At 71.3% G+C, this 14872-nt stretch carries 12 protein-coding genes; 6 read left to right on the top strand and 6 right to left on the bottom strand.

Features of this window, described 5'->3' with window-relative positions; all coding sequences use genetic code 11:
• Positions 1-5: 5 nt before the first annotated feature.
• Together O1Q96_RS31985 and O1Q96_RS31990 are read left to right on the top strand one after the other, a co-directional pair.
• Positions 6-1250, top strand: a complete 1245-nt coding sequence (locus O1Q96_RS31985) for an MAB_1171c family putative transporter (protein WP_269251463.1) — start codon at positions 6-8, stop codon at positions 1248-1250.
• 561 nt (positions 1251-1811) lie between these two features.
• Positions 1812-2039 carry a hypothetical protein gene (locus tag O1Q96_RS31990; protein ID WP_269253809.1) on the top strand — a complete coding sequence of 76 codons (228 nt, stop codon included), beginning with the start codon at positions 1812-1814 and terminating at the stop codon, positions 2037-2039.
• Positions 2040-2136: 97 nt separating this feature from the next.
• On the opposite strand, the gene O1Q96_RS31995 is transcribed toward O1Q96_RS31990, so the two are convergent.
• Both O1Q96_RS31995 and O1Q96_RS32000 read right to left on the bottom strand, forming a co-directional pair.
• Positions 2137-2835 (bottom strand): 4'-phosphopantetheinyl transferase family protein, encoded by a 699-nt coding sequence (locus tag O1Q96_RS31995; protein WP_269251464.1) that lies wholly within the window; start codon positions 2833-2835, stop codon positions 2137-2139.
• A gap of 4 nt (positions 2836-2839) precedes the next feature.
• The gene (locus O1Q96_RS32000; RefSeq protein WP_269251465.1) at positions 2840-3688 is read right to left on the bottom strand and encodes a metallophosphoesterase family protein; all 849 of its coding nucleotides are present in this window, start codon (positions 3686-3688) and stop codon (positions 2840-2842) included.
• A 610-nt stretch (positions 3689-4298) separates the two neighbouring features.
• On the opposite strand from O1Q96_RS32000, the gene O1Q96_RS32005 reads away from it, so the two are divergent.
• The gene (locus tag O1Q96_RS32005) at positions 4299-5450 is read left to right on the top strand and encodes an ATP-grasp domain-containing protein (protein ID WP_269251466.1); all 1152 of its coding nucleotides are present in this window, start codon (positions 4299-4301) and stop codon (positions 5448-5450) included.
• 110 nt (positions 5451-5560) lie between these two features.
• Here O1Q96_RS32005 and O1Q96_RS32010 read toward each other — a convergent pair whose 3' ends face one another.
• The 4 genes from O1Q96_RS32010 to O1Q96_RS32025 all read right to left on the bottom strand — a co-directional run bounded on the left by O1Q96_RS32010 (position 5561) and on the right by O1Q96_RS32025 (position 11387).
• On the bottom strand, positions 5561-6082 hold the full coding sequence (locus O1Q96_RS32010; protein WP_269251467.1) for a cupin domain-containing protein: 522 nt from the start codon (positions 6080-6082) through the stop codon (positions 5561-5563).
• A gap of 86 nt (positions 6083-6168) precedes the next feature.
• The gene (locus O1Q96_RS32015; RefSeq protein ID WP_269251468.1) at positions 6169-9219 is read right to left on the bottom strand and encodes an alpha-mannosidase; all 3051 of its coding nucleotides are present in this window, start codon (positions 9217-9219) and stop codon (positions 6169-6171) included.
• 28 nt (positions 9220-9247) lie between these two features.
• On the bottom strand, positions 9248-10585 hold the full coding sequence (locus O1Q96_RS32020) for a 6-phospho-beta-glucosidase (RefSeq protein ID WP_269251469.1): 1338 nt from the start codon (positions 10583-10585) through the stop codon (positions 9248-9250).
• 52 nt (positions 10586-10637) lie between these two features.
• Positions 10638-11387: a DeoR/GlpR family DNA-binding transcription regulator gene (locus O1Q96_RS32025; RefSeq protein WP_269251470.1), complete on the bottom strand. Its 750-nt coding sequence runs from the start codon at positions 11385-11387 to the stop codon at positions 10638-10640.
• Positions 11388-11534: 147 nt separating this feature from the next.
• Here O1Q96_RS32025 and O1Q96_RS32030 point away from each other — a divergent pair, with 147 nt between their 5' ends.
• The 3 genes from O1Q96_RS32030 to O1Q96_RS32040 are packed head-to-tail and all read left to right on the top strand — an operon-like array spanning position 11535 to position 14867.
• Positions 11535-12581 (top strand): carbohydrate kinase family protein, encoded by a 1047-nt coding sequence (locus O1Q96_RS32030; protein ID WP_269251471.1) that lies wholly within the window; start codon positions 11535-11537, stop codon positions 12579-12581.
• Positions 12582-12618: 37 nt separating this feature from the next.
• On the top strand, positions 12619-13905 hold the full coding sequence (locus O1Q96_RS32035) for an ABC transporter substrate-binding protein (RefSeq protein WP_269251472.1): 1287 nt from the start codon (positions 12619-12621) through the stop codon (positions 13903-13905).
• A complete protein-coding gene (locus tag O1Q96_RS32040) occupies positions 13905-14867 on the top strand; it encodes a carbohydrate ABC transporter permease (RefSeq protein ID WP_217458450.1) in 963 nt (320 codons plus the stop codon). Before O1Q96_RS32035 ends, O1Q96_RS32040 begins: the two co-directional genes overlap by 1 nt.
• Positions 14868-14872 lie beyond the last annotated feature (5 nt).

Here is a 14872-nt window from a genome sequence, read left to right on the forward strand (position 1 = left end):
CCACCGTGGACGGGACCACCTACTACGTTCCCGCTGTCGCCATGGCGGCCGCGCTCGCCGTCAAGGGCCCCTCGCTGCTGCGTTCCTGGCGCGACCCCCTGCTGCGGTCCGTGTGCTCGCTGATGGCACTGACCGGGCTGGTGTTCTTCTTCGCGGCCCCGCCGACCATCGCCGAGGTGAACGACCTCCTCGGCGTCACCAATGCCTCGGCGCCGCTCGTCTACTGCCTGCTGAGCGCGTTCAGCGCCGCCTGCCTGGTGCTGATCGTGAACTGGCGCGGCGGACCGCCGGAGTCGACCCGCCGGACGTCACGGCGCTGGATCATCGGGTACGGCGTCGTGATCGTGGCGCTGGTCGTGCTGTTCGCCCTCGGTGACGCGCCGGTCGAGCGGCTGCGGGACTTCGACACGTACTACGCCGACGAGCCGTTCGTCCGCGAGATGATCGTGCTCTACCTGGGCGCGCTGGCCGTGGCGGGCGTCGCGATGAACGTGATGTGCGGCCGCTGGGCCCTTCAGGTGCAGGGCCGGCTACGGGCCGGACTGCTGATCATCGTGGCCGGCTATGTGTGCAACATCGCCTATCTGAGCGCCAAGTTCACCGCCGTGGTCGCCCGCTGGAACGGCGGCGACCTCGACTACCTCAGCACCGACGTGGCCCCCGGGCTCGCCTCGGTCGGGGCGCAGATCAGCGCGGTCGGCTTCTGTCTTCCGCTGGCCTGTCAGCGGGCCGGTGACACCTGGTCGACCTGGTCGACGTACCGCCGCCTGGGGCCGCTGTGGCGCGAGCTGGCTCCGGTCTCGCCGCAGGCGGGCCGCGCGGTGCGGATGTCCTGGTGGTCCCCCGTCGAACTCCGCGTCACACAGCGGGAGTCGGACATCCACGACGGCATGCTCAGCCTGTACCCCTACTTCGACGCCGAGTTGCGGGCGCGCGCCCACGACGCGGCGCTCGCGGCGGGTTCCGACCCCGACCAGGCCCGGGCCGAGGCCGACGCGGCGATGGTGACGGCGGCGGTGCGGGCCCGGGCCGCGGACCCGGAGGGCAGGGTCATCGACTCCGCCGAGCCGGCCGCGCCCACCAGGTCCTCGTCCTCCGCGTCCCCTGCGGCTTCCCCCGCCGCACCCACCGAGGGACCGCGTGACCTCGTGCGGATGTCCCTCGCCCTGCGCCGGTCCCCGGTCGTCGCGGCGGCCCGCAGCCGGTCGGCGTGCAGGCCGCGGAGCGACTTCCCGGAGCGGGCCCGCTGAGCGCTCCGCCGGAAGTCCGGTTCATCGGCTGCGGGCCCGTCGTCGCTGGTCGCGCGGTTCCCCGCGCCCCTGTGGGGCGGGGGCGCGACCCGTCCCGACGTGCCCGCCCGGTGTCAGGTGGCGCTGCGCCCGCTCACTTCGCGCGGGTCCCGCTCCGGCGCGCGACGGTGGGCCGTGGCCGGCCGGCAGCGGTGCCGGGGCGCGCCCGCCGGGCAGGGCACTCCCGGATGCCCGGCGGGCGCGGCGCGGCCGCGGTTCTCCGTCGCCGACGGGACACAGCCGCACGGCGTGCCGCGAGCGCTGCCGTGGGGCGTCGGCCATCGGCCCACCCGCCCCTCGCCGGGCCGCCGGCGGTGCGGCTCCGACACTGCGTTCCAGCCTGGATCCGTTGTCCGACCAGGGGTTTCGGTGACGATTCCCTTCCGCTGACCGGGCGAACGAAGCCGTACGGAAAGGGCATTGTCAGTGGCGGACGGCAAGCTGGACCCAGCGCCACCGCTGTGCGGCGGCGTGGTGAACGACAAACGAGCCGAAGCCGAGCCGAACCGGGAGAGCCGTCCGATGCCGACCGCCGTACTCACCGACCACGAACGCACCGCCGTGCAGGCCTATCTGCGCCTGTTGCAGACCGTACGAGCCGCGATGGACGGTCCGCCCGGCACGGGCCGACCACCCCTCGTGCCGCCGTCCGCCCTCGCGGAGGCGGAGAGCGCGCTGGCCGCGGCGGGCCTCGCGGGCAACGAGGAGGCGTTCTTCCGTCTGCTGCACACGTGGTGCCCGGAGGCGTGATGACCGGCCGTCAGTCCTTCGTCGGGGCCGGGCCCGCCGCCACGGCGGCGGGCCGTGGCGGCGGGCCCGGCCCTTCGCCTGCCGTCCGAAGCCGCGTTCAGCCCCGCTCGTGCGGCACGCTCACCGAGGTCGCGACGAGTCCCCGGCCCACCGTCCAGCGTCCTTCGAAGCGGCCGACGCGACGGCCGTCGACCACCGGGCCGGGGACGAGCAGCGCGGCGCGGAAACCGCCGGACGTGGTGCGTCCGGGATCCATGAAGACCTCGATGTCCGCCTCGGCGAAGTCGAGCCACTTCCCGGTGAGGGGGAACCACGCCTTGTAGACCGACTCCTTGGCGCTGAACAGGAGGCGGTCCCAGTGGATCGCGGCGTGTTCCCCGGCGAGAGCGCTCAGCCGCCGGTCCTCGTCGGGCAGCGCCACCGACGACAGCACGTCGTCCGGGAGCGGCAGATGCGGCTCCGCGTCGATGCCGAGCGAGGCCAGGTCGGTGGCGCGGGCCAGTGCGGCGGCGGCGTAGCCCTCGCAGTGCGTCATGCTGCCGACCAGCCCGTCGGGCCACCGCGGGGCGCCCCGGTCGCCGGGCAGGACGGCCTGCGGGGGTACGCCGAGCTTCTCCATGGCGCGCCGCGCGCACCCGCGCACCACGGTGAACTCACGGCGCCGTTTCTCGACGGCGCGCGCGATCAGCGCCTCTTCCTCGGGGTACAGCCCGGGGACCGGCGTCGTGCCCTCGGTGTGCTCGTCCGTGTGTGCCTCCACGGCCACGACGGATTCCGGGAGCAGTTCCTCGATCACCGGCTCAGACCTCCATCGGCAGGATGCGGCGCAGCTTGCCCGGCGGCTCCGGGCGCCTGCGCCACTCGCGGGGGTATCCCACCGACACCTCCTCGAAGCGGACGCCGTCGAGCCAGGTGGTGCGGGGGATGTGCAGGTGGCCGTAGACCATGGCGGCCACGCGGTGGGTGCGGTGCCAGTCCGCGGTGAGCCGGGTGCCGCACCACATGGCGAACTCGGGGTACCAGAGGACTTCTGTCGGGTGCCGGTCCAGCGGGTAGTGGTTGACGAGCACCGTGGGCAGTTCGGCGGGGATCTCCGCGAGCCTGCGCTCGGTCTCGGCGACCCGGGCCCGGCACCAGGCCTCGCGGCTGGGGTACGGGTCGGGGTGCAGCAGGTGCTCGTCCGTGCAGACGATGCCGGTCCCGTGGGCGTACGCGAGTCCCTCCTCCTTGGTCGTGCAGCCCGCGGGCAGGAACGAGTAGTCGTAGAGGAGGAAGAGGGGAGCCACGGCGACCGGTCCGCCCGGGCCTTCCCACACGGGGTACGGGTCCTGAGGGGTCGTCACGCCCAGCTCGCGGCAGAGCTCCACGAGGTGGTCGTAACGGGCCGTGCCACGCAGGGTGACGGTGTCCTTGGGGTGGGTCCACAGCTCATGGTTGCCGGGTGCCCAGATCACTTTGCGGAAGCGGCCGGTGAGGGTTTCGAGGGCCCAGCGGATGTCGGCCACCGTCTCCGCGACGTCACCGGCCACGAGAAGCCAGTCGTCGTCGGTCTCCGGGCGCATCGCCTCGACGAGGGCACGGTTCTCGGCGTATCCGATGTGCAGGTCGCTGATGGCCAGCAGCCGGCCCCGGCGGTCAGCCGTCGTCACCCTCGCCCCCTCCACGGCCCAGGACGCCCCACGGCCGCCCGGATGGGAACACAAGAACACACGGCCGAGCCGCGGCACAAGGACGGCTCGGGCGGGGTCGCGCGCCGCCCGATTCCCGCTCCCCCGCCGGGCGTTGTCCCGAGGCGCCGGGCCGGCCGCGCTCCACGTCGCGCCGCGGCACGCCCGCGCATACGGCGCCCGAGCGGGGCACGCGGTCCACCGGACACCGGGAGCGTCGGGCGCACCTTTGCGAGAGGAGGACCGGTCCGCGCTGCGGGCCGCCGCACGGATTCGTGTGCGACCCCGCGTTCGACCCCGCGCCATGGGCGTGCGGGGCCGCGAACGTGCCGACGACGACAGAAGTGAGCGCCGTGCCGAGCATGGCGGACGGGACGCAGGGCCCCTGACGTGCACCGGGAGGTCCGGCGGAACCCCCACGGCGATTCCGTAACACCCCCGTAGCAGCAGAGGGTCTCCGGAACCCCTATGATCGGCCCTACACAACCGCCACGAACTACCGTTTTCGAACGGCGGTTTTGTGTACCCACCATTCATTTTGGCCGGGCCCGGCCTGCTTCGCCGTGCCCGCACACCCCGAAAGGCGGCCTGCATGGTCTCTCGCGTACGCGTCTGGCTCAACCGCACGTACGCGGAGAACGTGTTCTTCATGGATCAGCTGCGGCGAAATCCGTGTGGCCGCGCGGTCGAGATCCACGCGACCCACGGTGACCCCGACTCCCCCATCCTGGCCGCCGCGGACACCGCCGCGCTGGAGCCGGAGGGTCTGTCCCCGGCCGCCTACGTCGAGTACGCGCTCGACCAGTGCGCCCGGCACTCCATCGACGTGTTCGTGCCGGTCCTGCACCAGGCGGCCCTGGCCGGGCACCGCGAGGACTTCGCCGCGGTCGGTACGGCGCTGCTCGCGCCGCCCGTCGAGGCCGTGCAGACCTTCCAGGACAAGGTCGTCGCGTACGAGGCGGTCAGGGAGCTCGGCGTGCCGGTGCCTCCGTGGTGGCGGGTGCGCACCGCGGACGAGCTGATCACAGCCGTCGACGCGCTGGAGGCGGCAGGCCACAAGGCGTGCTTCAAGCCGGCCTCGGGGGCGGGCGGTGTGGGTTTCCGCATCATCACGCGCACCCCCTTCTCCCTCATGCACCTCAACGGCTTTCCCAGCCCGTACATGCCGCTGGACCTGGTCGTGGAGGCGCTGCGGGGAGCCGACGAGCCCGTGGACTGGCTGGTCATGCCGCGTCTGGGAGAGCCGGAGGTGTCGGTGGACTGCCTCACCGGTCCGGACGGTCGGGTACGGATGGCCGTGGGCCGGACCAAGAACGGACGGCGGCGCGGCTTCACGCTGGACTCGGCGTGGATCGAGCCGTCGCGGGTCCTCGCGGAGGCGTTCGGGCTGCACTACCTGACGAACATCCAGTTCCGGATGTTCGGTGACGAGCCGGTCCTCATGGACGTCAACACCCGCCCCGCGGGTGGCCTGCACCAGCTCTCGCAGTGCGGGATCAACGCCCCGTGGGCCGCCGTGCGGCTGGCGCTGGGCGAGGAGCCCGGTGATCTCGTCCCGCCGTTCCTCGGCCAGGACTACGCGGTGGTCTCCGGACCGCGTGCGGTGCGTCCCGTGTCGGTGCAGCAGCGCGCCGACCTGGATCTCCCCGTGACCGCGCCGGACACCGCCGTCGGTACGCAGGCGGCCCAGGCGCCGCGGACCGCGCACGCCGCACAGCCTTCGGACAGCCCCTTGACCGTCTGACCGGTCCACCGGTCTGGTGACCTCGGACGGTCAAGACCTCGTTGCATCTGCGTCTTCGACGGCTGGGCGCGCGGGCCCCGGCACCTCGACGGTGCCGGGGCCCGCGTGTCTCAGTTCCTGGCCGCGAGCGCCTCGCGCCATACCGGGCTGTCGACGTAGTGGTTGTCGAACCGCTCCGAGGAGTCCTTGATCTCCTGCGGGTCGGCCTCACCGCGCATGACCCGGCCGAGCAGCCGCAGATAGTCGAAGCGCGCGGCGCCGGGCGTGAACACGAACAGCACGTCCGCCGTCGCGCCGGGCGCGGCGGCGAAGGCGTGCGGGGTGTTCGGCGGCACGACCAGGAGGTCACCGGCTTCGAGGACGGTGATCTCCTCCCCCAGCAGCACCTGCAGCGATCCGCCGATCACGAAGAACAGCTCGGACGCCCTGGTGTGCAGGTGGGCGGGCGCGCCGATGGCACCCTCCGCGAACGTCGACCGGTAGCTGGTCAGCCGGCCGCCCGTGTCGCCGGAGTCCGCGAAGAGCGTCATCACACTGCTCGGGTCGCTCGTCGTCTCGGCCTCGGCGGCACGGGTGAGAACCGGCCGGAAGTCCGCGGTGCGCAGGGTCTCTTCGTACTTGTTCGTCGTCATGACTATGACCCTACGCAGCCGTGCGACCGGTGACAGGTGGCATTTCCCGCGCGAAATCATGGGTCAATTCACGAACGGACCCTGGGTTACTCCTTCCCCACGGCCAGCCGCAGCGTCTGGATCTCGAAGGGGCGCAGGGTGACGGAGACGCTGTTGCCGTCCGTGCCCGCCGTCGTCAGCGGCCGCTCCAGAAGGTCGGTGATCTGCGCGCCGGCGAGCGGGAAGCTCGTGCGCAGGGTGCCCTGTGCCCGGCCGCCCCGGGACTCGTAGACGCGTACGACGACATCGCCCGACGCGTCGTCGGCGATCTTGACCGCCTCGATGGTCACGCCCTCACCGTCGACGGACACGACCGGTTCGGGGGTGCCCGCCGAGTCCGCCACCCGCAGCGGCAGGTTGAGCGCGTACCCCTCGGCGACCGCGTCCTCGATCGTGGCGCCCGGCAGCAGGGCGTACGTGAAGCGGTGCCTGCCCTGGTCGGCCTCCGGGTCCGGGATGCGCGGGGCGCGGACCAGACTGAGCCGGACCGTGGTCGTCGTACCGCCGTCCTCGCGGACCGTGCGGGAGACGTCGTGGCCGTACGTGGAGTCGTTGATGACCGCGACGCCGTAGCCCGGTTCGCCGAGGTGGACCCAGCGGTGGCCGGAGACCTCGAAGCGGGCCGACTCCCAGCTGGTGTTGGTGTGCGTGGGCCGCTGGATGTGACCGAACGCGATCTCGGCGGACGAGTGCGCCGCGCGGATGTCCACCGGGAAGCCCGCCTTGAGGAACTTCTCGGCCTCGTGCCAGTCGATGTCCGTCTCGAAGTCGATCCGGGGGCTGCCGGCACGGACGCTGATCGTCTGCGTGATGCGCGAGCCGTTGCCGAAGGAGCGCTCCACCCGGATGGCCCCGAGCAGCGGGTCCTCCTCGACCACCGTCACGGACTCGGCGTCCAGCAGGTCCGTGTAGCGGTTCTTGTAGTGCTTGTCGACGTCCCAGGCGTCCCAGTAGTTCGGGAGGTCGGTGTGCAGACGGAGCAGGTTGCCCTGGCCGGCGAGGACCTCGCGGCCTCCGGCGCGCAGGTCGCGTACGGAGGCCAGGGTGCCGTCCTCGGCGACCTCGACGCGGACCAGGCCGTTGTCGAGGACGCGGCCGGCGACCGTCACCGGCCGGGGCGGCTCACCGGCGCCGAGGGGGGCGCTGCCGTTCGCGGGGACGACGGTGTGGGCCAGCGTGCCGTCGGGGGTCCGTACGACCTCCCGGCGCTCGGCCGGGCTCGTGTTGAAGACGCGGGCGCCGCCGGCGCCGAGCGCGGTGACCGCCTCGGCGGTCAGCTCCTCGACCTCCTTCGCGACGCGCGCGTACTCGGCCTCCGCCTCGCGGTGCACCCAGGCGATCGACGATCCGGGCAGGATGTCGTGGAACTGGTGGAGCAGGACCGTCTTCCAGAGGCGGTCGAGCCTCTCGTGCGGGTAGGCGTAGCCGGGCGCGTGCAGCGCGGCCGTGGTGGCCCACAACTCCGCTTCGCGGAGCCTGTGTTCGCTCCTGCGGTTGCCCTGCTTGGTGCGGGCCTGCGAGGTGTACGTGGCGCGGTGCAGCTCCAGGTAGAGCTCACCGACCCAGACCGGGGCGTCCGGGTACTCCTCGCGCGCCTTGGCGAAGAAGTCGTCCGGGTGCTCGACGACGACCTTCGGTGAACCCTCCAGGTCGGCGAGCCTGCGTGCCCGTTCCATGATCTCGCGGGTGGGTCCGCCGCCGCCGTCGCCCCAGCCGAAGGGGGCCAGCGAGCGCGTGGCGGCACCCTTCTCCCGGTAGTTGCGCGTGGCGCGGGCCATCTCCTCGCCGCTGAAGCGGGCGTTGTAGGTGTCCACCGGCGGGAAGTGCGTGAAGATCCGCGTGCCGTCGATGCCCTCCCACCAGAAGGTGTGGTGCGGGAACTTGTTGGTCTGGTTCCAGGAGATCTTCTGGGTCAGGAACCATTCGTTGCCGGCGAGCTTGGCGAGCTGCGGGTAGGCCGCGGTGTAGCCGAAGGAGTCCGGCAGCCACACGCCCTTGGTCTCGACGCCGAAGTGCTCGATGAAGAACCGCTTGCCGTGGATGAGCTGGCGGGCGACGGCCTCGCCGCCGGGGAGGTTGCCGTCGGCCTCGACCCACATGCCGCCGACCGGCGCCCACTGGCCCTTCTTGACGGACTCCTGGATGCGGGCCCAGACCTTCGGGTAGTTGTCGCGCACCCACTCGTACTGCTGGGCCTGCGAGCAGGCGAAGATGAAGTCGTCGTACTCGTCGGCGAGAGAGGTGACGTTCGAGAAGGTGCGGGACGTCTTGCGCTTGGTCTCGCGGATCGGCCAGAGCCAGGCGGAGTCGATGTGCGCGTGGCCGACGCCGGAGATGACGTGGGCGCTGGCGTTGGCGGGCTTGGACAGCGCGGGCTTCAGCGCGGCCCGTACGTCCGCGGCCGAACCGGAGACGTCGTCGAGGTCCAGCAGGTCCAGGGCCCGGTCCAGGGCGTGCGCGATCTCGTGCCGGCGCGGGTCGTGCTCCCCCAGCTCCAGCATCAGCTCGCGCAGCACCTGGACGTCCAGGTCGAGGTGCCAGACCTCCTCGTCGAGGACGGCGATGTCGGCGCGCCGGAACGTGTAGATCGGCTTGTCGCCGGCGGTGAGCTTGTCACCGAGCGGCGTGGTCTTCGAGAAGTTGTCGGCCAGGATGTCCGGGTTGGACGCCGCCTCGACCAGGTAGTCGATCTGCTCGCCGCCGGTGGCGGGGTTGGCGATCGCCACGTACTGGTTGAGCGGGTTGACCGCCTTCAGCGGGGTGCCGTCCGTGAGGTGGACGAGCGCCTCGGCCTGGTTGCCGGGCCAGTCGCCGACGAATCCGAGGTCGATGACGGCCTCGACACGCCTGCCGGCCCACTCGGTGGGCACCTGCCCGCGCATCCGGAACCAGGTGGTGCCCCAGGGCGGACCCCACGGGGTGTCCATGGCGAAGGGCTCGTAGGGGGCGGCCGCGGCCTCCTCGAAGGGGACGGGCTCCCCCGGTGCCTGCCAGGCCTCGACCTCGAAGGGCACGGTGGCGGCGTAGATCGCGCCCTTGATGCGCTGGTCGTGAAGGCGCTGGACGCGCTCCTCGATTCGCCGGCGTTCGTCGTGCATGAAAGTCTCCAGATAGCGGGGAAAGCGCTTACTTAAGGTACGCCAGACCAGGATGGGCCACGGTGTACCCGTCGACCAGCCTGCGCGCGACGTTCACGGAGTCGACGAGAGGATGCAGGGCGAACGCCTTCACGGCCGTCGTCCGGGAGCTGGACTCGGCGGCGGCGAGCACCTCGCGCTCGACGGCCTTCACCGCGCACACCAATCCGGTCGCGTGGTCGGGGAGCGGGGCGACGGCCACCGGGTGCGCGCCGTTGGCGTCGACGAGGCAGGGGACCTCGATGACGGCGTCCGTGTCGAGCACCGAGAGGGTGCCCTGGTTGCGGACGTTGAGGATCAGCGTGGTGCGCTCGTCGCGGGCGATGGCCCGCATCAGGGCGAGCGCCACCTTCTCGTAGCCCCCGGAGAGGTCGTCGGCGTCGCGTTCGCCCGCGCCGGCCGTCTCCCGGTTCTCGGACATGTAGGTGGCCTCGCGCTCGGCGCGCGTGCGGTCCCAGGCGGTGAGGGCCGCGGTGTCCGGGCGCCTCATCTCCTCGTAGAAGCCGGCCTGCTGGTCCCGCAGGAAGGCGCCGCGCGTCCTCTCGGCCTGGCTGTAGGCGCGGACCGCCTCGCGGTTGAAGTAGTAGTAGTGCAGGTACTCGTTCGGGATCGCGCCGAGCGACTGGAGCCACTCGGTGCCGAAGAGCTTGCCCTCCTCGAAGGAGCCGAGGAGATCCGGGTCGGCGAGCAGCCTCGGCAGTTCGTCGCGTCCGGCCACGCGCAGCCCGCGGACCCAGCCGAGGTGGTTGAGGCCGACGTAGTCGATCCAGGCCTCGCGCGGGTTCGCGCCGAGCACCCGGGCGATGCGCCGGCCGAGGCCGACCGGCGAGTCGCAGATGCCGATGACGCGGTCGCCGAGGTGGCGGGACATGGCCTCGGTGACCAGGCCCGCCGGGTTGGTGAAGTTGATCAGCCACGCGTCGGGAGCGAGCCTGGCCACCCGCCGGGCGATGTCGACGGCGACGGGCACCGTGCGCAGGCCGTAGGCGATGCCTCCGGCGCCGACCGTCTCCTGGCCGAGGACGCCTTGGTCGAGGGCGACCCGCTCGTCGGCCGCGCGGCCCTCCAGGCCGCCGACGCGGATCGCGGAGAACACGAAGTCGGCGCCGCGCAGTGCCTCGTCGAGATCGGTGGTGGCGGTCACGGAGGGGGCGTCGGGGACGCCGGCGGCCTGCTCGGCGAGGACGCGGGCGACGGCGGAGAGCCGCCCCGGGTCCAGGTCGTGCAGCACGACGTCGGTCACGCGGCCCTCGGCACGGTCTCCGAGGAGTGCCCCGTACACGAGCGGCACGCGGAATCCGCCGCCGCCCAGAATCGTCAGCTTCACGCAACTGCCCTTTCGCTGTTCCTCGACGTCATCGGGCCCCCGCGCCCGCCGCTCACGTCAGCACCACGCGCACACCCGCCTCTTCCAGAGCGGTCCGCGTCCCGGCGTCCGCCGGTCCGTTGGTCACCACCACGTCCAGCTCCTCGGGCCCACAGACCTTCGCCATCCCCGTACCCGGGAACTTGGCCCGGTCGGCGAGCAGGACGACCCGGTCGGCCGCCTTGATCATGGCGCGCTTCACCGGCACCTCGACGACGGTCGTGTCCATCACCTGTCCGCCCGGCCGTACGCCACTGGTGCCCAGGAAGAGCCAGTCCGCATGCAGCTGGCGCAGGTTGTCCTCGGTGAGGAATCCGACCAGGGAGCGGTACTCGCGGCGGACCATGCCCCCCAGCAGCACGAGCTCCATGGCCTCGTCGTCCACCAGCTCCTCGTAGACGACGAGGTTGCTGGTGATCACGGTGATCCGGCGGCCGTGCAGCTGCCGGGCCAGCCGGTACGCGGTGGTGCCGATGTCGAGCAGCACGGACTGGCCGTCCTCGACCAGTGCCGCCGCGCGCTGCGCTATGGCGTCCTTCTCGGCCACGCGCACCTCGGCGACCTCGGCGAAGGGCTGATCGCCCTCCTCGGCGACCGCCCCGCCGTGCACGCGGGTGAGCAGGCCCTCCTCCTCCAGCTTGAGCAGGTCGCGCCGGACTGTGGCGGGGCTCACACCGAGCTGCTCCGAGAGGTCGGTGACGGCCGCGGGACCCCCGGAGCGCAGGGCCCGCAGGATGAGTTGATGTCGTCTCTCTGCCAGCACGCGGTGAACAGTACTCGTCATTGCCAATCATTTCTATGCTTGATTCTGCTCGACTCTTGCCAAATCAGCTGGAGGCGCGCACGATCCTGTGCACCGAACACGATCCCGTGCACCGAAATTGAAGAGTTTTGACGAGAGGATGCGCTCGTGGACGACGAACGGCCCGACGCGCGGCCCGATGTGCTGCTGACCGGGCTGCTCTTCTACGACCTCGTCCTGACCGGTCTGGACAGTCCGCCGACCCCCGGCGAGGAGATCTGGACCGGCGGAATGGGCACGAGCCCGGGCGGGATCGCGAACCTGGCGGTGGCCGCGGCCCGTTACGGCCTGGACACCTCCCTGGCCACGGTGTTCGGCGACGACTACTACGGCGCGTACTGCCGTGAGGTCCTCGCGGGACAGGAGCACGTCGACCTCTCCCTCTCCCGTACCGCGGACGGCTGGCACACCCCGGTCACCGTCTCGATCGCGTACGGCCACGACCGGGCCCTGGTCACCCACGGCCAGGAACCCCCCTACTCGCAGGACGCGTTGATGGGCGACCCGCCCGCCGCGCGCACGGCCCTCGTGCACATCGAGGCCGAACCCCGCGAGTGGCTCGCCAAGGCGGCGGCGAACGGTACGAAGATCTACGCGGACGTCGGCTGGGACCCCACCCGGCAGTGGTCCTCGGACCTCCTCGACCAGCTCGCCCTGTGCCACGCCTTCGTCCCGAACGAGACCGAGGCGATGGCGTACACCCGCACCGACACCGCGGCCGACGCACTGGGCAAGCTCTCCGAGCTGGTCCCGGTGGCCGTGGTGACGCGCGGCGGCGACGGCGCGCTCGCCGTCGACCAGACGACGGGCGAGTACGCGGACGTGCCCGCCCTGGCCGCCGAGGTCCTGGACGCGACGGGTGCCGGAGACGTCTTCGGCGCGAGTTTCGTCGCGGCCTCGCTCGGCGGCTGGCCCCTCGAAGAGCGGCTGCGCTTCGCGGTGCTGGCCGCCGGACTGTCCGTACAGCGGCACGGCGGGGCGCTGGCCGCGCCGGGCTGGTACGGCGTCCACCAGTGGTGGCAGTCGCTCAAGAACCCCGAACTGCGGCGGACGTACGGCTTCCTGGCCGACCGTCTGCCCGCGGACCCCGGACCGCCGGTCCCCCACGCCCCGGTGACCCCACCCGCCCCCCACGGCATTCCCGATCTCCCCTGATGCGAAGACCGAACACATCCGAAAGGCGGTGGGAGCTGTGCGGCTCTCACGAAGGGGCCTGCTCCGCGCGGGTCTGGCCGGTACGGCCGCCACGGCGCTCGGCGGCCTGGCGTCCGGCTGCGCCGTACCGACCGGCTCGACAGGCCGGAACATGGTCCTGTGGTACTGGAGCGGCGGCCTGAGCGACACCGTCGTCAAGAAGGCCAAGGCGCGCTACGACAGCGCCGTCGACCTGGACGCGATCCAGATCGGCGGGTACTACCGCTCCAAGCTCATCACCACGATGACCGGCCAGTCCCACGTCCCCGACATCGCGGGCCTCAAGGGCGAGGACATGGCGTCGTACCTGCCGAACGCCGACCAGTTCGTCGACCTGCGCACACTCGGCGCGGAGAAGCTCAAGAGCCAGTACCTGGACTGGAAGTGGCAGCAGGGCGTCGCCCCGGACGGCAGCCTCGTCGGCTTCCCCATCGACGTGGGCCCCGTCGTGCAGTACTACCAGCCGGCCGTCTACAGGAAGGCCGGACTCGCGTACGAGCCCGAGGACGTCTCCGAGGAGATGGCCACCTGGGACCAGTTCTTCGCGGCGGGCGAGCAGCTCAAGAAGCGCGTCCGCGGGGCCTTCATCCTGACCGACGTCGGCAGCGTCTTCGAGATGTCGATCGGGCAGGGCACCAAGCGGTTCGTCGACAGGGACAAGCACTTCATCGGCGGCGAGGAGCACGTACGCGTGTGCTGGGACCGCGCCGTGGAGGCCAAGCGGCGCGGACTCGTGTCGGATCTCGTGACCGGCACGCCCGACTCGATCTCGGCCACCGAGAAGGGAACCCTGCCGAGCCAGCTCAACGCCTCGTGGGCCGCGGGCGACCTCAAGCTCCAGTACCCGAAGACCAAGGGCAGATGGCGGGTGGCCGACTGTCCCGGCGGCCCCTCCAACGTCGGCGGCTCCTTCCTCGCGATCACCAAGGCGTGCCGCGAACCCGAGAAGGCCTTCGAGATCATCACCTGGCTGCTCAACGCGGACAACCAGGCCCAGGGCTTCATCGACGCCGGACTCTTCCCGTCGACCCCCGCCTCGTACGACATGAGGAAACTGCGCGCGCCCGACCCGTTCTTCGGCGACCAGATCACGATGGACGTCTACGGTCCGGCCGCCGAGAAGATCCCGGTCGCCTTCAACAGCCCGTACGACATCGCGCTCGGGCAGCCGATCAGGGACGAGATCAAGAACGTCGGCGTCCTCGGCAAGGACCCGAAGAAGGCCTGGAGGGACGCCATGAGCAAGTGCCGGCGTATCGCGGACCACCTGGGGGTGAGCCACTGATGGCCACCGCACCCCTGGTCGAGAAGCCTCCGGCGCCCGTCGCCGAGCCCCCCGCCGCCCACCCCACGAAGGGCATCCTGAGCTACTGGCGGCTGTACGCCGCGATCTCCCCCTTCTATCTCCTCTTCCTCGCCTTCGGCCTGATCCCGGTCGGCTTCTCGCTCTACCTGTCGTTCCACCGGTGGGACGGCCTCGGGTCGATGGAGTACGCCGGGCTCTCGCAGTACCGCTATCTGCTGAGCGACACCGACTTCTGGAGCTCGATCGGCAACACGCTCGTCATCTGGGCGCTCGCCACCTTCCCCATGATCTTCCTGGCGATGGTGACGGCCGTGATGCTCAACTCGGCGGTCCGCTTCAAGAACGTGTACCGCTTCGCCTACTTCCTGCCCAACGTCACCTCGGTCGTGGCCGTCGCGATCATCTTCGGCTCGGTCTTCTCCACCAACTTCGGCCTGATGAACGCCCTGTTGCAGGCGGTCGGCCTGGACCAGGTGGCCTGGCTGAACACACCGTGGGGCATCAAGGTCGCCATCGCCACCCTGATGACCTGGCAGTGGACCGGCTACAACGCGATCATCTTCCTCGCCGGACTCCAGACGATCCCGGGCGAGTTGTACGAGGCCGCGCGCGTCGACGGCGCCGGGCCCGTGCAGACCTTCTTCCGGATCACCCTGCCGATGATGCGGCCCGTGCTGCTGTTCGTGCTCGTCATCTCGACCGTCACCGGACTGCAGAGCTTCTCCGAACCGCAGGTGCTGCTGCAGACCACGGCCAACGAGTCGACGTTCTCGGGCGGTCCCGACCACGCCGGCCGCACGATGGTCCTCTACTTCTTCCAGCAGACCTTCGACAACAACGACTTCGGTTACGGCGCCGCCGTGGCCTGGGGCATCTTCCTCGTCGTCGTCATCTTCTCGATCATCAACTGGCGCCTGGTGCAGCGCCGGGGCGAAGACTAGGGAGG

Origin of the sequence: Streptomyces aurantiacus (assembly GCF_027107535.1) — a bacterium.
GTDB lineage: Bacteria > Actinomycetota > Actinomycetes > Streptomycetales > Streptomycetaceae > Streptomyces.

What these genes read in the sequence shown, in the direction of transcription:
- O1Q96_RS32015 (WP_269251468.1), bottom strand. Translation starts at nt 9,219, where the DNA reads ATGCACGACGAACGCCGGCGAATCGAGGAGCGCGTCCAGCGCCTTCAC.
- O1Q96_RS32010 (WP_269251467.1), bottom strand. Translation starts at nt 6,082, where the DNA reads ATGACGACGAACAAGTACGAAGAGACCCTGCGCACCGCGGACTTCCGG.
- O1Q96_RS32005 (WP_269251466.1), top strand. Translation starts at nt 4,299, where the DNA reads ATGGTCTCTCGCGTACGCGTCTGGCTCAACCGCACGTACGCGGAGAAC.
- O1Q96_RS31990 (WP_269253809.1), top strand. Translation starts at nt 1,812, where the DNA reads ATGCCGACCGCCGTACTCACCGACCACGAACGCACCGCCGTGCAGGCC.
- O1Q96_RS32040 (WP_217458450.1), top strand. Translation starts at nt 13,905, where the DNA reads ATGGCCACCGCACCCCTGGTCGAGAAGCCTCCGGCGCCCGTCGCCGAG.